The following is a 25,025-nucleotide window of genomic DNA, read 5'->3' as shown; positions in this document are numbered from 1 at the left end:
ACTGAGATATCTGCGGATGATGTGAAGAGCATAAGAGACCTTATCGGGCTCTTGCTTCGTATGCACCGCGAGAACCTGGACGACCGCGCAAAGGACCGCGAGGCTGTAACCCGCGAGATGAAAGCCCAGCGCGATGAGCTGATGGCACTTTTGACAAAGCGCGAAGCTGAGCACGTCGAGTTGAAGCAACGCGTCGAGACTGAATCAACGCTGCTGCGGTTTGTGGCGGGCGACGGGTCGGAAGGCAATCAGGGATGGATTGGTGAGATCCGCAGCCAGGTGGAGCAGTTGAAGCAGTTTCGCTGGCAGCTTATAGCCGGCGGCGCAACACTTCTGCTCGTCCTGGACAAAGTGTGGCCACTCGTGAAAGGTCACTGATGGCAAACGTCCAGGCCGCAATCGAATTTGTTCTGAAACAGGAAGACGAAAAGCTCTCGGGCATCGTCACCAAAGCAAATGCTGACAAGGGCGGAATGACCCGGTTCGGTATTTCGGCGAAGTATCACCCAGATCTGGTGAGGGCCGGCTTCTATCAGTGCCATCGTGATGAAGCTCTAGGGACGGCGATCGAGGTTTACCGCAAGGAATACGCGGAGCCGATCATGCTCGACAAGGTCTGGTCCGACGTTATGGCGTGCGCGATGCTCTCATTTTCCATCCTGGAGAACTGCCCGCCAGCGATCATGCGCTTACAGGAGTCTCTGAACGAACTCGGTTCTATGTTGAAAACCGATGGCTCCATGGGACCCAAGACGCTGGCGGCGCTGAATGCGGCTTCGCCTTCGAAGCTACTCCCGCTCTATGTCGAACGTAATCGGCAGTTCCTCATCGGCATCACCGTTTCAGATCCCACCCAATTGAAGTGGAAGAACGGATGGCTGAATCGGTGCAATAAAGTCCTAAAGCTCATTGAAAGGCCTACAGTCCAATGAACGAGATACTTTCTCAGGTGCAGAATACGAAGCTGTGGCAGGTGTTCAAGAGTCTTGCCATCCAAGGCGGTGCCAGTTCCACTAAGTGGGTGTTCCTGCGTACAGCAGAGGTGGTAAGCGTTGCATTCCTCGCCCTCGTCGCATCGGTTGCGCGGCAAATCTGGCTCGGGCATTGGCCTGATCTTCAGACGTGGGCTGGTATCACAGGTCTTGCAAGTATGCTCTTCGGATTCGCAGCTAAGGCCCAGAACCACAAGGCAGTCCTTGACTCACAGTCCGCCACCGGGAAACCTGCTGTTGTGGAGGAGGGCGTATTGTCGTCGAAGACTATCGTAGGTCTGCTGTTTGTTGCCCTGATGCTGTTGCCCGGGATGGCGCATGGCCAGACGATGACCGATGTGGCAACGACGCTGCCATGCATCGCTGACGGGTCCGGATCGGTGATGCAGTCTGGTAAGTTCTCTATCCGCGCCACAGATGGCAATGACAACCCCGTACCGTTCCGCGCCGGCGGCAGCGGCGCAATTCAGGCGGTGAATGAAGAGGTCACCCGGGCGATCGTCAACGGGCAGCTGGCAAGTCTGAGGGTGGGAGACGGCCTAGCCGGTTCGCCCAGGATCGTCTATCGCGTCGTCATCACGAATAACAAGACTAAGCAGGTAACCACCTACCGCAAAGTGCCGGTCACCGGAGCCACGTTCAATTGGTGCGACTACAACCCAGCGCAGAACCTGCAGTTCGTATCTACGACCACGGTGGCAGGTCCGAAAGGGGATAAGGGAGACCCTGGATGCGTTGTAGGCTCGACCGGGTGCCAGGTATTCGACTACGTCGATGTCTGCGCTACGGCGGCGTGTGACGGAACCACGGATGATACAGGGGCCGTGCAAGCATTGGTCAGCAGTAGCAGTTACCTCCGAGTGCAGTTCCCGGCCGGGAAGACGGTCTATATGGGGCCGGTAGATGTTTCAACCGCTCACACCATCCGGGTCGATGGAATGGTGAAGTTGAAGAGTGGAACCTACTCGTCTCTTGCAGGCCTCTTCCAGGTCACGGGTGTTTCCAATGTCACTATCACCGGAGAAGGAACTCTCGACGGTAATGGACAGTCGGCTAACGTGGCCGTCGTCTATGGCCACGGCGCCACGAACCTGAATACCAGCAATTTCAAGGTCATCAACGCCGGGGAAGGAATCAGGTGCTATGCCTGTACCAACTTCAAAGCCAAAGGCCACACGCTGACGAGCACCCATGCCAATGCAATCAAGTGCGAGAGCTATGACGGCGCCAGCCGCGGCTGTGACATCGAAGACAACACGATCGAGATCACGGCAACACAGAATGGCATTTTCGTTTGGGGTGACACTGGCTATGCGATGTCGGATGTGAAGGTTTGTGGAAACAAGATCCACAACGCAGGCGATATCGGGATTGAGATCAGCCGTGCCAACTCGGTAACGCTGTGCAACAACCGGGTGTTGGCCGATACGCCTGGCAGCTCCACGGCGTACTACTTCCGCGGGACCACTGGTCTTACGAGCTCTGGCAACTATGGCAACGGAACTAACAACGGCTGGGTGGCGCAGCAGGTCACTGGCTCGGACTCAGACCCGCAGCCGGCCGACATAACGAGCAGCGCGGATGTCATGGAGCACGTAAGCGGTAAAGGCTTCATGGCCGATAAGAGTCTCAATGTGACCATCACAGGTGCCACATCTCAGTACAACGGTACAGGGTTCTTTGTGACGCAGAGTAAAGGCGTGAAGATCTTCGGCGGGACAGCTCATCACAACCAGATGGACGGAATCTCGGCGGAGGATACCGACTACCTGCAGATCGACGGCGGCATGTACTACGACAACGTCCAGGTCGGAACAACCGGCGATCTCAGCGCAATCCGTTTCGCGAAGAATACCGGCAATGGAGTTCGCTACTCCTCCATAAAAAACACCACGCTCTGGGATGATCAGACGACCAAGACGCAGAACTACTGCGCAGCCTTCGAGGGCACAGACTCCGTTACGATGGAGGGCAATTACTGTCCGTCCTCGAAGTCTGGCCTCGTGACGTACTCGACAGGCGATACGGCCAACCCGAACTTGTCGACCACGAACAATCCCCAAACGATTTCGCAGCGGGCCAAACAGGGAAGCGTGAGCCAGGGAAGCCTCTCAATGGATGCGACTGGCGCCGGTTCTGGTTTTGATTTCCCAGGTGGTTCGGACCCTGCAGTCGGCATCTCTGTCCCGATCGCTACTGTCGGCGACTTCGTACTTGTCTCTAGTAGCCAACCGCTAATTGGTGTCCAGGCACAGGGCTATGTATCTCAGAATGGCATTGTGAAGATCCGGATTCAGAACTACACCGCAGGTGCTCTGGTATACCCGGCGGCCACCTGGAAGGTTCAGGTAATCAAGACGCCGTTCTTCCAATGAGCTCCTGTCTTTTCACAAAAGACAATTGTTTGAGTTTCTGATCGGTCCTACTTTCGGACCATGGCCGATCAGAAATTCGACATTGGACCGTTCACCGCTATCAACCAAGTAGTGATTCAATCTTTGGTCGGTTCTGCGGCGACCTTTATCGGAACGCCGGCGGCGTTTCCTATCCATCACACATTTCAGCCCAGGGTCAGCGGGAGCCCCGCAAACTGCCGGTATCAGATCTGCGGCACAACGAAGTACATCTCTGAGAATCCTGTGTTCCCTGATGACTTCGCGTTGCTGAATGACGAGATCGATGCGCTCGCCTCTGACGGTGGCGTGATCCATCTCAACTACCGGGCATGGGCAACGATCGCCATCAAGGTCACCGCTTTGGACGGAGGAACGTCTCCGAGGCTTGTTGTTGGTTATTTGGGGGTACGGAAGGCGTGAAGAATCTTGTTTCCTGGCTGCTCGTCTATTGCCTGGTGTTAGCGCCAGGCGCTGCTATGGCTCAAACTGCCACCCCGCAATCTGTCGGCTTCTCAGGCGGAGGAGGCACAACGATTACCTGCTCTGGCGGCGGCGCTAATCGTCTCGTCTACTACACCGGCTCCGGAGTGGCATGCGCAACCGTTCCAACAGCGGCGCAAGTGCTCCTCTTCAATGCGTCCGGGGTGCCGACTCCGACCACAATTAGCGGTGATGTGAGTCTTTCAAATACCGGTACTGCAACTCTCACAAAATCGACGCTCCGCAATGTATCTGGATCAACAGACACGCTCCTGTCGAGCGACTGTACGGCGATCGGAAATACGGTTGCCTATACGAATGCCGGCAATGTGGCAGTGACCTTGCCGCAACCTGGAGCATCCTTTCCGGCCGGCTGCCAAGTACGTTTGAAGAATGTGACCGCGTCGGGCTATAACCTGACTCTTACTCCCACAAGCAGCACTATTGATGGCAAGACTTCCGCGCAGATCGCCTTTCCATCAGATGGATGGATTGTCTCCGATGGCACCAACTGGCGGACCATGGGAGCGAACGCGCTTGGCTGCGCAGGCCTCAATTGCTATTACGGCATGCCGCGGTTTAGGTCTGCAATTGAGAGAGTGCGGCGTGGGGTTGGCAATGCCAAGATCGGATTCCTCGGTGATTCGCTGTTTTTCGGAACCGGAGCAGATACAGGCCTTCCCACTTCTGTCTCGACCGATACGATCACCAATAACCTGCCCGTCAACCTCTGCACGATCATATCGAAGGACCTCAACGTTCCATGCCAATGGCAGAGTTGGTTTGGACAGGGAAACTCCACAGGTATCGGCTATGCCAACAAGGATCCGCGTATCTCTGTCGGATCGTCATGGACAGCGGATAATGGTTTGGCGCGTAGCTTTGGTGGTGTCCCTTGGGTGGCCACTACGTCGACAAACGCTCTCACGTTTACGCCCGCAACCAACTATGACACCGTCGAAGTGTATTACATTCAGCAGCCGGGGGGCGGCATTCTGAACGTGGTTATCAACGGCGTAACAACGCCGATCAATACTGCCGGAACGGCAGGTCTGGCTAAAACAACCATCACAACGACACTCGGAACGAACGTGATCGCCCATACCTGGGCGAGCGGCGGTCCGGTAGATCTTGTTGGTGAAGTCGCCTATGATTCCACTACGCCTTCCGTCCTTGTTCTGATGGCTGGCATGGGCGGATCAAAGGAGTCGGACTGGGCTGCGCAGACTTCTGCGTGGAGCACCGGCAATGCGGCACCCTACATCGTGGCTAATGCTGATCTGTGGCTCCATGAGGGTGGTGACAATGACGCGCTGGCCTCCGTAACACCGTCAACATTTGCTTCGCAGGCTCAGACGATCGTTTCCGCGATCCTCTCCGCCGGATCTGATGTTGCTCTGGTAACGCCAGTGCCACCGAATCCAGCTCAGATCACAACATCAACGATGAGCGCGCTGATGACGTCCTTCCGTGGCGTTGCAACGGCTAACTCGAACAACTATTCGTCGGGAACCCTTCCGTTCTCGGACACGATCACCTCCTGGGGATCATATTCGGCATCGAACGGCATTGGCCTGATGTCGGATGGTCTGCATCCGAATGCCCCCGGCTATAAGATGTGGGCTCCGAAGCTCGCCGCAGATATCTTCGGAATCAGCACCGTCTCTGGTAGCCGGACTTCCGTGGATTGGTTCTTGAGCCCGCACACGAGCGGGTCCAATCTGATCTCAAATATCACGCAATTCGTTCCGACCGTGAAATCCGGAGCGTATTCCCTTACATGCCGTGATGGATGGGTCTTTGACAATACCGGAACTGTGACTCTGCCGAACCTCGGCAGTGCATATAACGGATGTCACGGCGTAGTCCAGAATTATGGCGCCGGAGTGATCAACCTTTCGGTCGTCGGAACGAATGTCAATGTGCCGGCGCAGTTGGGAGTCAATTCGTCGATCCAAGTTGGCTACCAAGCTGGGAGCTGGTACTGGCTAGGTGGCAACATGACACTGACAGGTACAAGCGCCAGTATTGGGGGTTCCTCTCTTCCGGCCGGTACCTGTACGGCTGAGACGGTGGTCAGCGTCGTCGGTGTGAACGCATTTACTCAGGTCCCAATCGCAACGCCCACCACCTATGGCGCTCCGGGTGATGGCATGCGAGCTGAGGCTGTCATCAAGGCGTCTGGCCAGGTCGGTCTGAAGGTCTGCAACTACACTTCAGGCGCTCTTACGCCGACTGCCTCCACATACGCTGTCCGCGTTCTACAGTAACCACCCACAGTGAGGAGGTTCCATGATCAACCCGAGCCCTATCGATATGATCCCCCTCCGGTTAGAGGGGTATGCGGGTGACGCACTATGCCCGTGCAGATATTTACGGAAGTACGTCTGTACTGATGGTAGTGTCCCCGCATCAAAGGTAGGTGAAAAGCTCGGGCGTGATGCGGCAGGCCCCAGCAATGGGAACGCATGGGGGTAATCACGATGGCCGTGATTCCATGCGCCCTGCCGCTATCGGCCAGGATGGCAGTGCGGTATGATGGCCGCCATGAAACCATGGATAATTTTTTGCGTTGTCCTGGGACTCTCTGCGCCAGCATTTGCCATTCGTGATGGCCATAAAGTTTCTGATTCGATCGACAAGTACTCCGGTAGCAGGATCGTTAGTCTGACCGGAGTCCCTTCAAAAGCCTGCCCTGGTGATAACTCTCTCGTGTATGGAGGGGATGTTGTCACCCTCGAGTTCGTTTTTACCCAGAATAAAGACGGCTCTTCAGCCTACAGCGTTGTTACCAGGGTAGTCACTGACGTTCCCGTAATGATGATGCCCGGCGATACGATGGACATGCTTATAGACAATAGGCCGATCCAGCTGAAGGTCTCGGAGTCGACGCACACCGAACCGTTCAAGCTAGATCCCTTGGGTCAGATGTTATTCGGCGGACCCCGCGGTAAAACAGGGCTGATATATGAAATCACCACCTTCGCGCTAGACTCGAAGGAAATTGATGCCATAGGCGGCGCTGCCTCTCTTCAATTCCGAACCAATGGAACTACGAAACGAGAGCGCTGCGTTGGTGGAAAGAATTTGAAATCAATCCTGGAGCTCCAGCAGGCCATAGGTGGGCAGCACAAATGAAAAGCTTGCTAGCTGCAGCCCTTATGTTCTCAGCCGCCGCTCCGCTCACTGCTCAAGAGGGAACAAGCATCCTCACGTTGTTTCGGGACGGGCAATCGTCGTTAGGGCTAAAGTACAACGATGCGGACCGGGCTACCGGCTTTATGCGTTGGCCGATATTCGTGGATGGGAAGAAGGTGATGACCCTTCATCCCGGTCGCTTCGTTTCTCTTGTGATCCCATCAGGAAAGCACGTTCTTAGCTTTGGGTACGTAGATTCGATCGAGATCGATTCAGAGGCTGGAAAGCGTACCTTTGTGAGGCCGTTCATTGCTTTCACTGGCGGCCGCCTGGCCGGACAAACCCATCTTGCCGTAGTTCCATGCGCCGATGCATTGGAAAAGGGAAGGTCCACTGGACCAGCTAAAGGTAAGGATGTGGATTGGCCAGACACTCTTACCGAGGTGAGATTCCCAACAAGGTGTGAATAGGATCAATTTGGGATATCTCGCGTAACGACATCCAGCAGCGAGCTAGGTGTGACTCCAAGTGCTGCGGATATTTTCACCAGAGCCCTTATCCCCATTTCCATCTCTCCGCGCTCGTAATATCCGATTGAGACTTCTGGGACGCCCGACGCCTCTGCAAGGTCGATCTGCCTCCAGCCCTTTTCTTTCCTCAATTGCCGGATCCGCTCGCCTAGCGAGACGCAGATGTCACTTGCCATCTACCCACATTAGGGCGTAGGCTCTGTGTCAAATCTATAGAAAAGTATAGCTGCTATTGTCGGGGAGTGTGCGCCTTGTACGGCTACTCAGCGGAGAACTTCCCCCGCTTGACCCAGGACTTCAGCCCCACCTTGCCATCAATCTCGCGGAGCTCGCTCTCGTCTGGGTGTGAGAGGTGCCATCTAAATGAGTCCTTAAGATTTAGCTCCCTGCGTGGCTTCGCCGCCTGGAATCCTGATTGAAGAAGAGTCTCAATGATGAATTCCTTTGACTGTGGCTTTCCAGTCATCCGGAGATAAGCCTTGATGGCGTCGTAAGCGTTGTCGGTGATTGGAAGGCCAGCGACTGGCTGACTGATCTCAACATGCTGCTTTTTGTAGGCAGATAGAGCCGCCTGGGCAAGCAGAAGCTGCTTCGTCTCTTCCGGCGCCACTCTTTCAAGTGCGCTGACCGCGTTGCGAACATGCTCCTCGAGTATGTCGCCGAGGCTCTGAACTGTCTTAGGCATCGAAATAACGCTCGTAGATAAAGCTAAATGGCCTTGGTCGGTAGATCAAGGACGGTGTCAGTCCGAGAGGCGATGACTGCGGACAACCTGATGGCATACTCCAAGTGAATTGACGGGATCGTAAGCGGATAGCGAACTACCGTGTTTACTGTTTTGGTAATGAACATCATGAATCCTGATACCAGGATCAAAATGCCCAGGGAGTAGTACGCGGCTTTGACATCGTCGTCTATCTTGGCCGTGTATCCCTTGCGCTTTAGAACGGCCTCCATGGTCTCAAGGCGGCATGCCGCATCATGGTGTAGGTCAACGATGCCCTGGAAGCCGCCGATGGACTGCCAAAGAATCGCTCGTTTAGCCTCGTCGTCCTCTAACCATGCCTGGAGACTATTGTTTGCAAAGACGATCGTTTCTGCGAGAGTGAGGTCTGCGTGCCGAACGTCTTTGATCGCATCTTCGCCCCGCCTCTTCAGGCGCCGGCGCGAGGTCATGAACCAGGCAATGATGATCAGGAATACAAGTCCGATCAAACTAAAAAATGCCAGCATATGGATAATCGATCCCCGTCACAACTCTTCAGGTAGGGATACCCTCGAGTGCTACTTCGTCGGCGTCAGAGACATCGGTGGCCTCTGATTCTTCCGATCGCTGGTTGTGGTTGTAGGAGAAAGCGTAGAGCCATAGGGCGAAGATGACGCAATCCATGATCTGGATTGCGATGCGGGTGATATCCCGCGAGTGTAGGTTTACGTTTGGAAGCAGCGCACCTGAGACGAGGCTCTCCAGCATCCCAAGTGTGAAACCACCCAATGTCCAGACCGTGAATTTGTCCCACCTGAACGCCATGGCGGAGCCGATGGCTAACAAGCACATTAGGAGCATCGCCTCACTCGTTACCAATCCCCGCTCGGCGGCGAAGGTAATCCGAAGGATCTTGTTTTGATAGCGGGATGGTACTTGTATCGCTACATACCAGCAAACGCTGGAGGCAGAGAGAAGGAGCACCATAAACGCTGTTCTGAAATTCTGGTTCAGGTATTTGATGCCGGTCAGAACCGGATCGAGCAGGGAAGCGAGTGCCCAGCATTCAAGCCCGAAGATTGCGAGCCGTCCATACCAGTAGAAGTAGAAGTACAGATGTGAGTGGGTAGCGCGATCGATGAAGAGAAGAGCGATATTCCAGGTGAAGTGGACTGCCAGATATATGGAAAGAGGTAGAGACCGCGTCTTCGATCGGATAGAGGTTAGAAGGGCGGCCGCCTCGACAACACAAGAGACCGCCCATAACTTGCGAATGAGGAGCTCGGGGTCGATCAAGCCGCACCCCTATTCCGGCTAAACTTTACTGGCAGTTTGGATCCGGGCAGAGCGGAGGATCGGTATCCCCGCCAGGTCCACCGTTCATCTGCATATGGGCTACCGTCTTGGCAGATGCCTTCGACGAGTGAGAGGAAGCGATGAATAGGCCCATGAGGCAGGCAAGAGCAACCAGACAAAGAAGGCGGAGTGAACGCATCGGAACGTATCCCTGAGCGCAGTAGCGCTGGGACCACGGTAGCCCGTTCAGCCTGGCCGTGAAAGGCTGAAATCACGTCACTTGTGTGCATTATTGGGAGAAAACTATCACACAGGTTTACAGGCAGGCAATCGATTTTCTTGCTCATCACTGTGCCGTAACGATTGTGACGTGAGAAAAAGGACTGTGTCACAAATGTGCCACAACCACTGTAAATCGGTGTAATTTCCTGTAACTTTTGGTGGGCAGACGCGCTGCCCCTTCCGCACGAGCGATTGTTGTAAATCGTTGTTGTTGAAGGGGCTTCGCTAGGAGATTGATGGTGCGCCCGGAAGGAGTCGAACCTCCGACCTAATGATTCGTAGTCATTCGCTCTATCCAGCTGAGCTACGGGCGCATCCCGCACGCTGTCATGCAACCAGCGGCAACTTTTCTAAGATAACACAGATCGTTGTCACCCGCGACCTGCAGTGTGGATTAGAGCATTTCCACTGTTGCTGGGTATCCCTGAAGAGGAGTTCAGCGGCCCCTCATTGCGGAAAACGCCCATAGATGTGGAACCCCTGCACTGCACCTACAGTAAAAATCCTCTATGCCTTTGCCGGGGCAGCCGCCGGTTGTGCCGGGGGCGGAGGTGGCGGCGCGGGAAGCACCAGCGTCTCCGGCTCTGCAATCTGCAGGCCGGCGCGGCGCAGTAACTGACGGACAACCGGCTCGCCGAAGCGCGTCGCGTCATACTCCACGCGCACTGTCTTCGCGGCTTCATCGATGGTCAGGCGGCGAATGCCATAGACCTCACGCAAGTTGTTCAGGGCCAGAACCGCGGCCTCAGTAGGAGGCACGCTGTAGCGGTAAAGAGCGTCGACCGTGGTCATATCTTCAGGGTACAGGTGCGCGTCGCGAGGTTCAAGCAGGATGGCAGGCGTTCTCACCCCAGATCATCACAGTTTGGACAGGTAGTCGATCATCTCCGGATTGGTCCAGTCCTGTGCCCCGATCAGTTTGCGGCGGATCACTCCTTTGCGGTCGATGATGTAGGTCTCCGGAAAACGATAGGAACCGTACAGAGCATTCGACGTCTGCTGCGCGTCGCGTACTGTCAGGAACAAGATGCGATGCTTGTCGAGGAAACGCTTGTAGGCTTCTCCGTCCTGATCGGTAGAGACAGCGAGTACCTGGATATTCGGCATCTGCTGCTGCAGCGCCTGTAATGACGGCATCTCTTCCACGCAAGGCCCGCACCACGACGCCCAGAAGTTCAGGACTACCACCTTGCCGCGGAAGTTCGATAGCTTCGCGGAGTGGTCGCTGTCAGTAACGGTGAAATCGGGAGCTACTCCGCCAATCTGCCCAGGTTTTACATTGCGCTCACAGGCGGTGAGCAGGAGCGACGAGGCGAGCAGGGCTGAGGCAAGAAGCTTCATAACGGGTTGCTTCCTATAATACGAGTGCTGGGGAGAGATGATGGAACTTACCGTGATGGTGCCGGCGCGGAACGAAGAAGCCTGTCTGGAAGCCTGTCTGCGCTCGCTCACGGCTCAAAGCGAACCTGGTTTTGAGCTTGGCCGCCACTGGGAGCTGATTGTCGTCGACGATGGTTCCACGGATGCCACGCACAGCATTGCGGAGAGCTTTGCCGGTGTGACGGTCATGAATGCTCCGCCCCTTGAGAGCAAGCTGGGCCGCAAAGGGATGACCGGCAAGAACAACGCTCTGTGGGCCGCGGCACAGCAGGCAAAAGGCAAATGGCTGTTGTTTACGGATGCGGATACCCGGCACGCCTCCGGCAGCCTGGGCCGGGCAATGCGCGAAGCAGAGAAGTATGAGGCATCGCTGCTCTCTTATTCGCCGAAACAGATTGCTACGGGTTTCTGGCAGAGGGCGCTGATGCCGTTGATCTTTTCGGAGCTCTCGATCGCATATCCGCCGAAGAAGGTCTCCGATCCAGCAAGCCGCATCGCGGCCGCCAATGGGCAGTTCCTCCTGATTGATCGCGAGACCTACTTTGCCGTGGGCGGCCATCAGGCGGTCGGCGACAAGGTGCTGGAGGACGTAGAACTGGCCTGGAAGGTTAAAGCCTCGCGGCGACGCCTCCGTTTCCGCTATGGCGGCGAAGCGCTGGAGACGCAGATGTACCGCACCCTGCCGGCGATGATCGAGGGCTGGACGAAGAACCTGGCCATCTTGTTCCTGCAGCCGCTGGCGCTGGCTGGTTTTCGCCTGATCGATTTTGGCCTGTTGCTCAGCCTGCCGGTGTTGATGATCGTCCTGCCGCAGCACCTGTTATTGCTCTGGTGGCAGTGGGCGGCTCTTGGTCTGTTGTGGATTCGTGTGCTGTGGCGCTATCTCGCGCGTGTCCGTAAGAGCGAGTTTCCCTGGATCGACTGCGTGCTCAGTATTGCTGCTCTTCCGATGCTCGCCTGGCTGCTGTGGCGAAGCTGGATGCAGGTGAAGCTGAAGCATGAAGTGTCCTGGAAGGGCAGAGTGTACAAGGCCTGAACCCACTGGTTCCCCAATCATCGCGGTAGCGATGATTGGGATTCGGGCGAAGTTTGAACCAGTTTTTTATTTGTCATTTCGTAGCGACCGGAGGTCGCGGAGAAATCTGCTTTTCTGCCGATTTTTCTTTGGTGCCTTTCCTTCGGATTACTTTTCATCAGCCCGGAGGAGATCGGTAGAGAAGCAGATTTCTCCGCTTCGCTGCGAAATGACAAAAAGGGGCAACAGCGATCTCCTCAGTGCTCGGTAGACATATTTTCGACACCTGAACTATATTGGTCGGCGCGACGCAGGTCCTGTATCGCAGCCACTTCAAATGTTCAGGAAAGCCCATCCGATGACGTTTCTTGCTACCCGCCGTCAGGTTCTCCGCGGTCTTGCCGCCAGCGCCTTTGTCTCTGTCGTTCCCCGCGCTCATGGGCTTTTCTTCGATTGGCAAAGACGGAACGGTCCTATCAAGATCACCGATGTCGAGATCTTCGAGATCCGCGGGTCCTACTCCGTTCCGGCGGGAGTGAACGGGCAACAGCAGGTGAGTCCTCTCGATGTCTACGACGACCTCCGGCCGCCGGTCTACGCCGACCATCCCACCGGGAAGGATCGTATTGCTAAGCCTTCGGCGATGTATATCCGCATCAAGACTGACCAGGGGCTCGAAGGTCTGTACGGTCCCATCGAAGAGGACGCCGCGGTCATCGTTCAGCGCGACCTGCGGAAGTTTCTTATTGGCAAAGACCCATTAGCCGGAGAGCTGTTGTGGGACGAGATGTATCGTTCCAACCGTCAGTCGCGGGCCTCCATCTTTATGATGGCCATCAGCGCCTGCGACATCTGCCTGTGGGATCTTCGCGGCCGCTACTTTGGCGTTCCAGTCTATCGGCTGCTTGGCGGTCCTACACGCAGCTCGGTTGAGTACTACGCTTCGTGCCTCGGTTTCTCGCTGGAGCCAGAGGCAGTTCGTACGCGAGCAGCGGCTCTCAAGAAAGAGGGCTATCGCAACATGAAGTGGTTCATGGCGTATGGGCCCGGCGCAGGGCCGGAAGGCATGCGTAAGAATATCGAGCTGGTGAAGGTTCTGCGTGAGGCTGTGGGAGACGATGTCGAGATCATGTTCGACTGCTACAGCGGCTGGGACATGACCTATGCCCTCGAATGGGCTCGCCAGGTGGAGCAGTATCGCCCGCGGTGGGTGGAAGAGATCACCATGCCGAACAAGATTGAAACCTTCGCCCAGGTGCGCCGTAAGATCAACTTCCCGGTCGCCTCAGGGGAGCACTTTTATACCCGCTGGGACGTCGAGCGTTACCTGCAGGCCGAGGCCATCGATGTGGTTCAGGCCGACCCCGAATGGTGCGGCGGCGTTTCGGAGCTGGTAAAGATCGGGACCCTGGCTGCATTGCACGACGTTCCCGTTCTGCCACATGGCCACTGCCTCCACGCTGCGCTTCATGTCATCGCGAGCCAGCCTCCCATGACCTTCCCGCTGGGCGAGTACCTGGTCAATAAGATGGCGCATTTCTATCACTTCGAGAAGAATCCGCTTTTCCCGCACAACGCCAGGATCGCTCTTCCGCAGGGACCGGGTTTTAACATCGAGCTCGATCCAGCCAAGATCGAGTCCCAGAAGACCATGGAGTGGGAGTAGGTTTCTGTACCTCCGGGGCTTTCGACTCATCTAAACTGAATAGATGGTTCAGTTAACCCGTAAAGCCGAGTTCTCCGCGTCCCATTTCTACTGGGTCGATTCCTGGTCACCGGAAGAGAATCAGCGTGTCTTCGGTAAGTGTGCCAACCGCAATGGCCACGGGCATAACTACACACTGGAGGTGACGGTTCAGGGAAAGGTGGATCCCGTCACCGGTTTTGTCGTTGACCTGAAGCAGTTGAAGGACATCCTCGAAAAAGAGGTCGTTGGTGTTTATGACCATCGCCATCTGAACCACGAAGTCCCCGAGTTTCGGACAATGCAGCCGACCAGCGAGAACATTGCCATCGCCGTTTGGCGGCGTCTCGAAGGGAAGATTCCCGGGGCAGATCTGGTGAAGGTTCGTGTCTACGAGATGGAAGACCTGTACGCCGACTATATGGGGGAAGCATGAAAGCCTACCTTGGTCGCCGCTATCGCTTCAGCGCTTCACACCGTCTCCACGTGGACGGCTTCAGTGACGAGCGTAACCGTGAGGTCTTCGGGAAGTGCAATAACCCCTTTGGCCATGGACATAATTATTGGCTGGAGGTCGTTCTCAGTGGAACGGTCGACCCGACGACAGGCATGCTCTGCAACCTGGTTGAAATCGATGAGTTCGCTCACCAGCGTCTGATCGCGAAGTTCGATCATCAGAACCTGAATACCCTGCCGGAGTTTGATGCTCTGGTTCCTTCTACCGAGAATCTGGCCATTGTCATCTGGGAGATTCTGAAGGGTTTCACCGCGGCAAAGGTAGAGAAGATTCGTATCGAAGAAACGCCCAACAACTCTTTTGAGTACAGTGGCGAGTAGGGAAGCACTATGAGCACATTGACAGACAGGCCGCTCAGCGAAGCCTCCACGGAAGAGATCTACCGTGAGCTTTTGCTGCGCTATGACGAAGACCCCACTCGCGACGGTCTGCTGAAGACGCCGGAACGCATGGAGAAGGCGATGGCCTTCCTGACGAAGGGGTACAAGCAGGATCCCACGGAGATTCTCCGCGGGGCGCTCTTCGACGTGGACTACGACGAGATGGTGATCGTCAAGGACATCGAGTTCTATTCGCTGTGCGAGCATCACCTGCTGCCGTTTTTCGGGAAGGCGCACATCGCCTACATTCCCAATGGCAAGGTCATCGGCCTTAGCAAGATGCCTCGTCTCGTGGACGTTTTCTCGCGCCGTCTGCAGGTGCAGGAGCGTCTCACCCGTCAGATCGCCGATGCTATTGTCGATGCTATTCGTCCGCAGGGTGTGGCGGTCATTATGGAAGCGTCGCACCTGTGCATGATGATGCGCGGTGTCGAGAAGCAGAATTCAGCGACCGTTACCTCCGCCATGTTGGGCGTATTCAAAGAGCAGCAGCAGACGCGCAACGAATTTCTCTCGCTGGTCCGCTCAGGTAAGTTGTAGAACGTGAACGGACTTTTAGTACTGGATAAACCCGCGGGGATGACCTCGCATGACGTTGTCAATCGTGTTCGCCGCGCGACGGGCGAGAAATCCATTGGCCATCTCGGAACGCTTGATCCGATGGCTACCGGCGTTCTTCCGCTTCTTCTGGGAAAGTGGACCCGTCTGGCGCAGTTCTTTTCCAGCGCCGAGAAGGCCTATACCGGCGCGATCCGGTTCGGCTTTGGGACGGATACATACGACGTGGAAGGCGAGCCGGCAGCGTTACCGCAGCCGTTGACGCAAACCCTCGAAGAGCTGCGCGATCTGGCGTCGCGTTTCCGTGGCGAGATCGAGCAGATGCCGCCGCCCTTCTCTGCAAAGAAGATCAACGGCGTGCCGGCGCACAAACTGGCACGTGCCGGCAAAGAGGTTCCGGTGAAGGCGGCCCGCGTTACGGTGAATCGGTTTGAGCTCACCGAAATGGAAGGAGAGACCGTCGGTTTTGTCGCGGAGGTCTCCGCCGGTGGCTATATCCGCTCGCTGGCGCACGATCTGGGGAGATTGGCAGGTTGCGGTGCGCATCTGACAGAACTCCGCCGTACTCGCGCCGGCGTGTTTACTCTCGATCAGACGATGTCTTTGGAGACGATGGAAATGCTCGCTTCACGAGGTGAGTTGGAAGCAGCTCTGCCGCATCCGCGCACCGTCTTAGCAGAGATGCCGTCGGTGACAGCCGATCTTGCAACAGCAGGTCGTCTGCGCAATGGTATGGCTGTGAATCTGCCGGAGTTCTCCAGTGCTCCCCTGGTGAAGATCTTCGAAGGTCAGCGCCATCTGATTGCGATAGGCAAACGTATCGCAGGGACATTAATGCAGCCGATCGTTGTGATTGGCTGAGGCCACATTTCCTATAGATGATGGACGACGGCGCTGGTCCACTGTTCCGCCGCATAATGCTTGGCGGCGACGTCGTCTTCGGCGATACCGAGCCGATTGCACGACTCGATCATCCTGCCCCAATCGCCGCGCTCGTACGCAACCGCAAGTGAAAGCGCATGCGCATGAGCCTCTTCGATTGCTGGGTCGGTCAGTGCTGCAATCACCTCTTCCCGCAAAGGAAGATTGGCGGCTGCATCTTTAACGTCCATCTCTAACATGGGCAGGACCGCAGAGAGCATACCCATCAAATAGAGCTCTTCACGAGGGCTGTTCAGATCTGTCGCCAGCAGCTCACAGAAACGTGCCCGCTGGACACAGCGTTCCATTGCCTCGATCCCAGATCCTCCCGTGAGTTCGGCGGCCAGCGTGGTACGGACGATTCTGCGGCTTTCCTCTTCGCCGATCAGCATAATGGCATGTCGCAAATCTGTAACGGTACGGCGCAGACCGACGGCAGCGGAGTTAACGTAGCGGAGCAACCGATAGCAGATGGCCGGTTCAGAGCGCAGAATATGAAGAAAGTTTTCCAGGTTCAGGCTCGGCTTGCAGATTTCAGCCAGCAACTGCAGTTGATGAATGGACTTTCCCGGACCGCGCCGTGCAGTCATGAGGGGTTTCATGAAGAAATAGCCCTGGAAGAAATCAAACCCTTCCGCAACAGCTACCTTCAATTGATCGGCGTCCTCGATCCTTTCGGCGACAAAGCGCATGCCGCCTGGCTTCAGCCGCTTGATCGTCTTTTTTCTATCCTCGGGGATGGTCTGGGAGAAATCGATTTTGACATATTGCACAAGCGGAAGAAACGGTTCCCATTGCTCGCGGAAATCATAGTCGTCCAACGCCAGTGCGAATCCCTGACTGCGGTAGTAGCGGCACGCTTCCAGAACCTCCTCGTCCGCCTCGACGTTCTCCAGAATCTCAAGAACGGTTCCTTTGGGCAGCAGCGTAGCGCATCGGCTTATCAGCAGTGCGCGAGTGCAGTTAACAAACGGTTTGGCTTCACCTACTAACGATTCGAATCCGTGGGTAACGGCCCAATCCACGATGCTGTTTGAGGCCGCTTCGCCATCACCGCTAAAACGGTTCTCCCACGTGGCGCGGAACAACAGCTCATACCCAATTGTCTTGCGCGCCGCTGTCATGATCGGCTGCTTGGCCAGGAAACGCATTGAGCCGTCTGCCGCTGCGGCAGGCGCCTGCATGGTTGCTGCGGGGCCCTGAGGTGTGATGTTGCGAACTGGCGCCGAGAGTTGCACAGTACCTTTCGTGACCATGGCCGATAAGGTGTTACTGCGACTTTATCGGCCCACTCACGGTGTGCTTTAGCGCACTCTCTGAATAGGGAGAAAAGGTAACAAGTCAGGTAGTTACGATAACGGCTAGAGCGTTTTCTGCAATGAAAACGCCACTGGACTCCTCTTCCGGATACCAGCAACAGGGAAAATGCTCTATCGGCGGCAACGTCTCGTTCTTTACTGAAAAAAGTTATCGTTTCAAGTTCGGTTCCACAAGGGGAAGAACATTCTTCACGATCAACTGGCTGCCAAGAGCTGTTGGATGGATCCCATCCCGCTGAATCGCACCCCGGATCCCGTATACATCCTTATAGAGGAACGGGAAGAGCGTGAGTCTGTACTTCGTCGCCATCAATGCATAGGTCTCGTTGAACTGGTCGATGTAGACCTTGCCGTACTGCGGCGGCAGAGTAATGCCCAGCAGGATGACCTTCGCCCCGGTGGCTGTCAGTTTCGCCAGAATGCCGTCAAAGTTTGCTCGCGTACTGGGAATAGGGATGCCCCGCAACCCGTCGTTGCCGCCGAGTTCTACCAGGATCACGGCAGGATGCAGTGCAATGGCGTCTTCCACACGGGCAAGTGCGTCTTTTGTGGTGTCACCAGAGATGCCCTGGTTGACGACATGGTACTTGTACCCCTTTTCATCCAGAGCTTTCTGCAGGTAATCCGGGTAACTTTCGCCGGCATCAAGGTTATAGCCGGCAGTAATTGAGTCGCCGAAGCATAAAATCACAGGACGTTCGTCTTTGGTAGTTGAGGTTGCCGCCGGGGAGGGGTTCTGGGCCATTGGCTTGGCCGGGCGGGTGTCGCGGGAGTAGTCTTCGGCGCGCCTGGCGCCATCGCTGGTTTTGCATCCGGTAAGGGTGAGCGACAGGGCGAGGGACAGGGCGATCCGCGACAGGTTCACGCAAGCAGTGTAGCGAATTGGGGAGAGCGAATTGAACGAAGCCATGATCGAGGTAACCAATCTGACGCGGTCTATCCGCAACGGCCGGCGGACTGTCGAAATTCTGAAGGGCATCGACTTTGACGTCGCCCACGGCGAGTTTGTCGCCATCATGGGATCTTCCGGCTCCGGAAAAAGCACGCTGCTCGGCCTGCTGGCCGGTCTGGACACGCCTACGACCGGCGATGTAAAGATCGCCGGAGAGAGCATCAGCTACCTGCCCGAAGATCGGCTCGCCCAGGTGCGAGGCAAAAAGATAGGCTTTGTCTTCCAGTCTTATCAACTCATTCCAACGCTCACCGCGCTGGAAAACGTGCTTCTGCCCTACGAGCTCAATTTAGGCTCTGAAGGTCTTGCCCGCGCGAAGGAGCTTCTTTCCAGCGTCGGTCTTGAAGCCCGCATGGACCACTATCCGGTTCAGCTTTCCGGAGGAGAACAGCAGCGCGTGGCTATTGCTCGTGCATTCATGCTGCGACCGCCGGTGGTGTTGGCTGACGAACCGACCGGCAATCTGGACTCGGCCAACGGGACCCACGTGTTGGAGCTGCTGCTGGAGATGAACCGCACCTCGGGCACCACCCTGGTGATGGTGACGCACGACCCCAATATCGCCGCTCTCGCCGGGCGACGCATTCTCCTTAAGGATGGTCTTATCGTCGCCGATGAGCGAAAGGCGGTCGAGTAGATGCCGTCACTCAGTTGGACCTCCGCCCGCCGTATCGCCTGGCGTGAGATGCGCTCGTCGAAGGGAAAGTTCGCCTTCGTCATTCTCTCGGTTGCAGTCGGTGTTGCCGCGCTTACCGGCGTTCGCGGCTTCAGCGGCGCCTTCCGCACAGAGCTGCTCGTGCGCGCACGCTCCATCATGGCGGCTGATCTGGCTGCCCGCATGTTCGCCCAGCCGACTCCTAAAGAGCAGGAAGGCCTGCAGGCGATGGAGCGTGAGGGGCTACGTCTGACGACCGTCACCGAGATGGTGGCGATGGCTTCCGCCGAGCACTCGCTCGACCCTCTCCTGGTCTCGCTCAAGGCGATCGACCCTGCTGTTTACCCGTTCTATGGAACAGTGGATCTTGCGCCGAAGGCCATGCTCCGCAATGTACTGCATGACAACACGATCGTCGTCGCCGAAGACCTTCTGATCCGTCTGAATCTCAAGGTTGGGGATCGCGTGAAGATCGGCGACGGTCTGTTCGCCATCGCAGGTGTTGTGACGAATGAGCCGGACCGCCTTTCGGGATCGTTCGCGGCGGGTCCGCGTGTCATCATCACGCGTAAGGGATTGGAAGATGCCGGTTTGATCGCCGAAGGGAACCGGTCGAATGAGCGCTTTCTCTTCGAGCTCCCGGCACGAAGCTCCGAGCAGCAGGTCGCGGCCTGGAAGGAGCGCCTGGTCGCGTTGCTGCCTGAAGCACAGGTCACTGACTACCGCGAGACCAATCCCGCGCTGACGCAGGGGCTGGACCGGGCCACCGGCATTCTGAGTCTGATGAGCCTGGTCGCCCTTGTCCTTGGAGCCATTGGTGTTGCCATGGCCATGCGTGCCCATCTGCAGCAGCGCATGGACACCATCGCCATCATGAAGTCGCTCGGCGCCGGGTCTTCGCAGATCATGCGTATCTATCTGCTGCAGACGATTTTGCTTGGTGCGCTCGGCGGTCTGCTTGGTGTCACCATGGGCACTGCTGTGCAGCGATTCCTGCCGGTACTGCTGCGCCGCCTCATTAATGTCGAACCGCCCTTCACACTCGATTGGCGTGCCGTTGGCACCGGACTGGCCGCCGGTCTGCTGACGACCCTGCTATTCACGTTGCCGCCTCTGCTGGATATCCGCAAGGTGCGCCCCATCCTGATCCTTCGCCGCGCGGTGGAGCAGACCGATGAACCGATTCATAAGGCGTTCTGGGGGCGATTGCTCTCGAACTGGGCGCAGCTTCTAGCCACCCTCGTGATCCTGCTCGGCCTCGCCCTCATTGCCGCCACCTTGAGCGATTCAGCGCAGACCGGTAGGACCTTCGCCGCCGGTCTTGGCGGGGTTCTGGTCGCTCTTCTCGCTGCAGCCGCGATCTTACTTGCTGTTCTGCGCCGCTTTCTGCGCGGAGCCGGACTAAGATTGCCCTCGGCCATTCGCCACGGTCTGGCCAATCTCTATCGCCCCGGCAATCCATCGGCGGCTCTGCTCGCCGCTGTCGGTCTGGGTGTCATGCAGATTACAACTGTCTTTCTCATGCAGCAGGCGGTGGTCCGCGAGCTACGTATTGTCTCTTCGCCGAAGATCCCAAATATCTTTCTGGTCGATATCGCCAACGCCGAGGTTGAAGGCGTACGCAAGGTGTTGACCAGCCAGCCCGGAGTTACGGCTGAACCGGAGCTGATCCCGGTCATCAGCTCGCGCATCACCAACGTGAACGGCGTTGCGGCGAAGGACCTGCGGCTGACCAATTTCCCGAAGCGGATGCTCCAGTCGATCCAACTCACCTGGTCCGACGAACTTCCGCCCGGCACGACGGTACTGCAGGGAGAATGGTGGAAGCCCGGAACTACGGAGCCGCAGGTGGCAATCGGGCAACGTATGAGTCAGCGCCTCGGTGTCAACCTGGGCAGCCACATTGTTTTCTCGGCACAGGACAAGCCGATTGATGCCGTCGTGGCTGCAATTATTAAGTCCGACGGTCAGCATGCGTACTCCCGTGCAGAGTTCATTCTGCCAAAGGCTCCTCTGCAGGGCTTCCCGGTCGTCTGGTATGGCGGCGCACATGTCGATCCGAAGAAAGTTGGGCAGCTCGAACGCGCTATGTTCACCGCCTACCCCACGGTTACGGTGATCGATGTGGCGCAGGCGCTTGAGACCATCCGCCAGGTCGTATTGCAGATCACCGTGGTGATTCAGTTCCTCTCGGCGTTTTCCATCTTTGCGGGCATGGTGATTCTGGCGTCCTCGATTGCAGGCACACGCTACCGCCGCATCCGCGAGGTCGTTGTACTCAAGACGTTGGGAGCGACCCGCTCGCGCATCGCGACGGTCTTCTCAATCGAGTTCGCCGTTTTGGGCCTGGTCGCCGGTTTCACGGGAGTCATTTTTGCCACGGTGGTCGCCCGGTTTATGCAGCGCCAGATGAATATCGAGTTTCATCTTCCCTGGATCACCGATCTTGCCATGATGGCGGGCACCGCAGTCATGGCAGTGGCTACCGGCTGGATCGCCAGCCACCGAGTACTCGGCCAGAAACCGCTGGAAGTCCTACGCGAAGAGTAGACGCTGTTGACAGGTCTCCTTTTTGTATGTCATTTCGTAGCGACCGGAGCAAGCGGAGAAATCTGCTTCTCTCCCACAGAATTTGGGGCGCAAAATCTCACCCATTCCAATGGATGGGCAACCTAGTATGCGTGCCCGAACCACCCTCTTCTGAAACTATTTCGATATCGAAGCATCTATTCCTCTGTATGAAAATCGGAATTGACAGCTTCGTGGACTACACGCCGGATGCCGGCGGCAATCTCGTTCCTGCGCCGCAGCGCATGGCGGATCTGATGGAAGAGATCGCGCTCGCTGACAGAGTCGGGCTCGCTGCCTTTGGTATTGGCGAGCATCACCGGCCCGACTATCTGGCCAGCTCGCCCTCGACTATCCTTGCGGCGGCTGCAGCCGTCACCAAACAGATCCGTCTGCAGAGTTCAGTCACAGTGCTGAGTTCGGACGATCCGGTACGCGTCTTCCAACAGTTCGCCACCGTTGACCTCATCTCGAACGGACGGGCGGAGATCGTTGTCGGCCGCGGCTCGTTTACCGAGTCTTACCCGCTCTTCGGCTTCGATCTCAAACACTACGACGAGCTCTTTGCCGAGAAGCTGGATCTGCTATTGAAGCTGCGTGAGCAGGCCAACATCACCTGGGAAGGGAAGCATCGTTCGTCGCTCCACGGTGAAGGAGTCTATCCGCGCCCGGTGCAGCAGAAGCTTCCGGTCTGGCTCGGAGTTGGTGGAACGCCACAGTCATTCGCCCGTGCCGGCGTGCTGGGGCTACCGCTGATGGTGGCGATCATCGGCGGGGAACCACACAGATTCCGTCCATTGATCGATCTCTACCGCAAGATCTATCTCCAGGCAGGACATCCAGAGCAAGACATGAAGATTGGGCTGCATGTGCTTGGATTCCTTGCGGATACAGATCAGAGGGCTGGGGACACAATGTTTCCCGTCTGGCAGCGCCAGTTCTCCAAGATTGGAGCAGAACGCGGTTGGGGAGCACCGCAGACTCGCGCTCAGTTCGACGGCAACACCGCGCCGACAGGAGCGTTCTTCGTGGGAAGTCCTGATACGGTTGCGGCCAAACTGAAGTATGTGAACGAGGCGTTGGGCGGTGTGGACCGCGTGAATATCCAGCTGACCTCCGGCACATTGCCGCATCAGGATGTGATGCATGCGATCGAACTGCTTGGCTCAGCGGCTGACGCTGCAACGAAATAAGCAGGAACAGGAAGGGCGCCGTTCTTCGGCGCCCTTCAGGAATCTCAACTATCCCTCTGAAAAGGAGGGAGATTTGACCTGAAGCCTTCGAGGCCATACACTGACTTAGGTGAGTGGTGGCGCGGTAATAAGCGCGACTCTCCCGGCCAATCTAAGTATTGCCCTCTCGTTCAATGGTAGGACAGTCGGCTCTGAACCGATCAATCGGGGTTCGAATCCCTGGGGGGCAACCAATACCTTACTTCATAGGACCTTAGTCCCCTCCGCGGGACCTTCGGAATGTTTGTTTTCAGCGGTTTATGCAAATCTTGGTGCGAGAATGAGCGCCGATATTTAAGACCCAAACTGCATTTAAGACAATAAGACGACAATCGCCTGACAAACTTCTGACAAGCGCCTCGCGAAAGAGCGTATACATCCGTATACACAAGTTGTCTTTTTCAGACCGTGGAGGCCGCTGGCGTTGAGCCAGAGTGACTGGCCGGCCGCCGACGGGAGCGTTGGCATCACGTCCTCAAAGACGATGGACGACGCAGAAGCAGCTGGAAGAGCAATCGATGTTGTTCCAACTTCTTCCTGTTTTTCAGCTCGGAGGAAACAGGGCACCCCATGCACTGATGTTTGGAGCAAGTTTGCTCGTTCGCACTCTGTAGTGCGGAGGTGAAAACATGAGAGTCATTGACGTACTTCGTGTCTCTGCAGCGGCTGCAGTACTGACGGTCGCTGTGTGGGCGCCCTTGCATGCAAAGCACGTCCAAAAGGAGTCTCAATTTCTTGGAAGCGCCCAAGACAATTCAAAAGAATTGATTAATCAGGGCCGCCAGATCTTTCGATTCGATACATACGGTGACGAGGTGTTCTGGACTGGCCAATTACACATTGAACAAGCTGTTTCGCAACTGACGCCAGTGACTGCGCTCGGGCTCGGGCTGAAAGTCGATTCGGAGGCGCTGTCTCCTTCGGTTGGCGAGGCCATCAAACAGGGGAAGATCAATCTCAATGATCCTGCTGTAACGATTGCGCTTATCAAGCAGAACGCGGTGCTTGGTGTGGTTGGAACTTTTAGCAACAACACGCTCGAGAAAGTAGGGTTCACGTGTGCGCTTTGCCATTCAACCGTGGACGACTCTGTTGTACCGGGAATTGGGAAGCGAATCGACGGATTAGGGAATCGTGACCTGAACGTGGGCGCGATCGTAGCTGCGGCTCCAAATCTGCAGCCTGTCGTCAATCTGCTCCAGCTTGCACCACAGGACGCGGGCATCACAGTCCAGGACGTGCGCACTGTACTCAACAGTTGGGGACCGGGCAAATTCGATGCCGAGCTGTTTCTGGATGGCAAAGCCTTTAATCCAGAGCAGATGACCAACGGCATGATAACGGCAAACATGGTATCGGGAGCCACGCTGATGCCCAATGCGCGTGGACTCTCCGGTCATAATCTGCACACGTGGACCGGCGGTTGGGGCACGGTGACTTACTGGAATGCGTTTGTTGCGGTAAACGAGCTGCACGGAATCGGAACCTTCTTTGATGAGTGGTTTGATGATGCGATTCAGTTTCCGATTGCCGCTGCCGCCAAGCTAGGCCATGTGTCGGTCGATCCTGATAGCGATCAGGTAACGGGAAAGCTAGCCGCGCTGCATTTCTATCAACTTGCCTTACCGTCTGTGCAACCTCGTCCGGAATCGATTTTGATGCGGCAGCGGCAGCGCGCGGTGATGAACTATTTAGCGGAAAAGCGAACTGCAATAGCTGCCATCATGAGCCACTCTGGACTGAACCGGGCTGGAATCAGCACACCGCGCAGGAAATGAAGATCGACAGCTTCGAAGCAGATCGCGCTCCGGGGCACGCGTATCAGACGATGAACCTCGCAGGCATCTTTGTCCGCGAAAAAGGGCTCTTCATGTTTCCACAGAACAGAGGGCGCTTTTACCACGATGGACGATTCCGCACGCTTCGGGATGTAGTCAATAGCTATAACGACCGGTTCGGATTGGGACTCACAGAACAAGAGAAGGATGATCTTGTCGAATACTTGAAGTCGCTTTAGAGCATTT

25 protein-coding genes and 2 tRNA genes are annotated in these 25,025 nt (G+C 56.5%); 18 read left to right on the top strand and 9 right to left on the bottom strand.

Annotated elements, in window-relative coordinates; all coding sequences use genetic code 11:
• Window positions 1–51 precede the first annotated feature (51 nt).
• The 6 genes from OHL21_RS17940 to OHL21_RS17915 all read left to right on the top strand — a co-directional run bounded on the left by OHL21_RS17940 (window position 52) and on the right by OHL21_RS17915 (window position 7,006).
• Entirely contained in the window at window positions 52–378 is a 327-nt protein-coding gene (locus OHL21_RS17940; protein WP_263418663.1) for a hypothetical protein, read from the top strand.
• Entirely contained in the window at window positions 378–932 is a 555-nt protein-coding gene (locus OHL21_RS17935) for a putative peptidoglycan-binding domain-containing protein (RefSeq protein ID WP_263418662.1), read from the top strand. Before OHL21_RS17940 ends, OHL21_RS17935 begins: the two co-directional genes overlap by 1 nt.
• Window positions 929–3,367, top strand: a complete 2,439-nt coding sequence (locus OHL21_RS17930; protein ID WP_263418661.1) for a hypothetical protein — start codon at window positions 929–931, stop codon at window positions 3,365–3,367. Before OHL21_RS17935 ends, OHL21_RS17930 begins: the two co-directional genes overlap by 4 nt.
• 60 nt (window positions 3,368–3,427) lie before the next feature.
• Complete coding sequence (locus OHL21_RS17925; protein WP_263418660.1) at window positions 3,428–3,808, top strand: hypothetical protein; 381 nt, start codon at window positions 3,428–3,430, stop codon at window positions 3,806–3,808.
• Window positions 3,805–6,138, top strand: a complete 2,334-nt coding sequence (locus OHL21_RS17920) for an SGNH/GDSL hydrolase family protein (RefSeq protein ID WP_263418659.1) — start codon at window positions 3,805–3,807, stop codon at window positions 6,136–6,138. The genes OHL21_RS17925 and OHL21_RS17920 overlap by 4 nt, the downstream gene beginning before the upstream one ends.
• A gap of 265 nt (window positions 6,139–6,403) precedes the next feature.
• The gene (locus OHL21_RS17915; RefSeq protein ID WP_263418658.1) at window positions 6,404–7,006 is read left to right on the top strand and encodes a hypothetical protein; all 603 of its coding nucleotides are present in this window, start codon (window positions 6,404–6,406) and stop codon (window positions 7,004–7,006) included.
• A 472-nt stretch (window positions 7,007–7,478) separates the two neighbouring features.
• Here the strand turns inward: OHL21_RS17915 and OHL21_RS24545 are convergent, their stop codons facing one another.
• From OHL21_RS24545 to OHL21_RS17885, 7 genes are all read right to left on the bottom strand, one after another.
• Window positions 7,479–7,712 (bottom strand): helix-turn-helix domain-containing protein, encoded by a 234-nt coding sequence (locus tag OHL21_RS24545; protein ID WP_399258858.1) that lies wholly within the window; start codon window positions 7,710–7,712, stop codon window positions 7,479–7,481.
• Between the two features lie 83 nt (window positions 7,713–7,795).
• A complete protein-coding gene (locus OHL21_RS17910) occupies window positions 7,796–8,221 on the bottom strand; it encodes a hypothetical protein (RefSeq protein ID WP_263418657.1) in 426 nt (141 codons plus the stop codon).
• 23 nt (window positions 8,222–8,244) lie between these two features.
• A complete protein-coding gene (locus OHL21_RS17905; protein WP_263418656.1) occupies window positions 8,245–8,769 on the bottom strand; it encodes a hypothetical protein in 525 nt (174 codons plus the stop codon).
• 28 nt (window positions 8,770–8,797) lie between these two features.
• A complete protein-coding gene (locus tag OHL21_RS17900) occupies window positions 8,798–9,538 on the bottom strand; it encodes a hypothetical protein (RefSeq protein WP_263418655.1) in 741 nt (246 codons plus the stop codon).
• Between the two features lie 519 nt (window positions 9,539–10,057).
• Window positions 10,058–10,134: transfer RNA gene (locus OHL21_RS17895), tRNA-Arg, on the bottom strand.
• Window positions 10,135–10,327: 193 nt separating this feature from the next.
• Entirely contained in the window at window positions 10,328–10,612 is a 285-nt protein-coding gene (locus tag OHL21_RS17890) for a hypothetical protein (RefSeq protein WP_147648934.1), read from the bottom strand.
• Between the two features lie 66 nt (window positions 10,613–10,678).
• Window positions 10,679–11,161, bottom strand: a complete 483-nt coding sequence (locus tag OHL21_RS17885; protein ID WP_263418654.1) for a TlpA family protein disulfide reductase — start codon at window positions 11,159–11,161, stop codon at window positions 10,679–10,681.
• Between the two features lie 37 nt (window positions 11,162–11,198).
• Between OHL21_RS17885 and OHL21_RS17880 the strand changes: the two genes are divergently transcribed.
• The 6 genes from OHL21_RS17880 to truB all read left to right on the top strand — a co-directional run bounded on the left by OHL21_RS17880 (window position 11,199) and on the right by truB (window position 16,215).
• Window positions 11,199–12,236 carry a glycosyltransferase gene (locus tag OHL21_RS17880; protein ID WP_263418653.1) on the top strand — a complete coding sequence of 346 codons (1,038 nt, stop codon included), beginning with the start codon at window positions 11,199–11,201 and terminating at the stop codon, window positions 12,234–12,236.
• A 337-nt stretch (window positions 12,237–12,573) separates the two neighbouring features.
• Window positions 12,574–13,881, top strand: coding sequence for an enolase C-terminal domain-like protein (locus tag OHL21_RS17875; protein ID WP_263418652.1), 1,308 nt, complete (start codon window positions 12,574–12,576; stop codon window positions 13,879–13,881).
• A gap of 43 nt (window positions 13,882–13,924) precedes the next feature.
• Window positions 13,925–14,335 (top strand): 6-pyruvoyl trahydropterin synthase family protein, encoded by a 411-nt coding sequence (locus OHL21_RS17870; RefSeq protein WP_263418651.1) that lies wholly within the window; start codon window positions 13,925–13,927, stop codon window positions 14,333–14,335.
• Window positions 14,332–14,736 carry a 6-carboxytetrahydropterin synthase gene (locus OHL21_RS17865; protein WP_263418650.1) on the top strand — a complete coding sequence of 135 codons (405 nt, stop codon included), beginning with the start codon at window positions 14,332–14,334 and terminating at the stop codon, window positions 14,734–14,736. Before OHL21_RS17870 ends, OHL21_RS17865 begins: the two co-directional genes overlap by 4 nt.
• A 9-nt stretch (window positions 14,737–14,745) precedes the next feature.
• Window positions 14,746–15,336 carry a GTP cyclohydrolase I FolE gene (folE, locus tag OHL21_RS17860; RefSeq protein ID WP_263418649.1) on the top strand — a complete coding sequence of 197 codons (591 nt, stop codon included), beginning with the start codon at window positions 14,746–14,748 and terminating at the stop codon, window positions 15,334–15,336.
• Between the two features lie 3 nt (window positions 15,337–15,339).
• On the top strand, window positions 15,340–16,215 hold the full coding sequence (gene truB / locus OHL21_RS17855; protein WP_263418648.1) for a tRNA pseudouridine(55) synthase TruB: 876 nt from the start codon (window positions 15,340–15,342) through the stop codon (window positions 16,213–16,215).
• Between the two features lie 11 nt (window positions 16,216–16,226).
• Here the strand turns inward: truB and OHL21_RS17850 are convergent, their stop codons facing one another.
• Window positions 16,227–17,459 (bottom strand): EAL and HDOD domain-containing protein, encoded by a 1,233-nt coding sequence (locus OHL21_RS17850; RefSeq protein WP_263418647.1) that lies wholly within the window; start codon window positions 17,457–17,459, stop codon window positions 16,227–16,229.
• Window positions 17,460–17,742: 283 nt separating this feature from the next.
• Entirely contained in the window at window positions 17,743–18,504 is a 762-nt protein-coding gene (locus OHL21_RS17845; RefSeq protein WP_263418646.1) for an arylesterase, read from the bottom strand.
• Between OHL21_RS17845 and OHL21_RS17840 the strand changes: the two genes are divergently transcribed.
• From OHL21_RS17840 to OHL21_RS17820, 6 genes are all read left to right on the top strand, one after another.
• Entirely contained in the window at window positions 18,503–19,183 is a 681-nt protein-coding gene (locus OHL21_RS17840; RefSeq protein ID WP_263418928.1) for an ABC transporter ATP-binding protein, read from the top strand. The genes OHL21_RS17845 and OHL21_RS17840 overlap by 2 nt on opposite strands.
• On the top strand, window positions 19,184–21,751 hold the full coding sequence (locus OHL21_RS17835) for an ABC transporter permease (RefSeq protein ID WP_263418645.1): 2,568 nt from the start codon (window positions 19,184–19,186) through the stop codon (window positions 21,749–21,751).
• A gap of 188 nt (window positions 21,752–21,939) precedes the next feature.
• Entirely contained in the window at window positions 21,940–22,962 is a 1,023-nt protein-coding gene (locus OHL21_RS17830) for an LLM class flavin-dependent oxidoreductase (protein ID WP_263418644.1), read from the top strand.
• A gap of 159 nt (window positions 22,963–23,121) precedes the next feature.
• Window positions 23,122–23,195: transfer RNA gene (locus OHL21_RS17825), tRNA-Gln, on the top strand.
• 504 nt (window positions 23,196–23,699) lie between these two features.
• Window positions 23,700–24,779 carry a hypothetical protein gene (locus OHL21_RS24540; protein ID WP_399258849.1) on the top strand — a complete coding sequence of 360 codons (1,080 nt, stop codon included), beginning with the start codon at window positions 23,700–23,702 and terminating at the stop codon, window positions 24,777–24,779.
• Window positions 24,776–25,018 (top strand): hypothetical protein, encoded by a 243-nt coding sequence (locus OHL21_RS17820; RefSeq protein ID WP_399258848.1) that lies wholly within the window; start codon window positions 24,776–24,778, stop codon window positions 25,016–25,018. The genes OHL21_RS24540 and OHL21_RS17820 overlap by 4 nt, the downstream gene beginning before the upstream one ends.
• Window positions 25,019–25,025 lie beyond the last annotated feature (7 nt).

The organism is Terriglobus albidus (genome assembly GCF_025685425.1).
Classification (GTDB): domain Bacteria; phylum Acidobacteriota; class Terriglobia; order Terriglobales; family Acidobacteriaceae; genus Terriglobus; species Terriglobus albidus.
The sequence above is the reverse complement of the archived record's forward strand: the minus strand, read 5'-3'. Positions and strand labels throughout refer to the sequence as shown.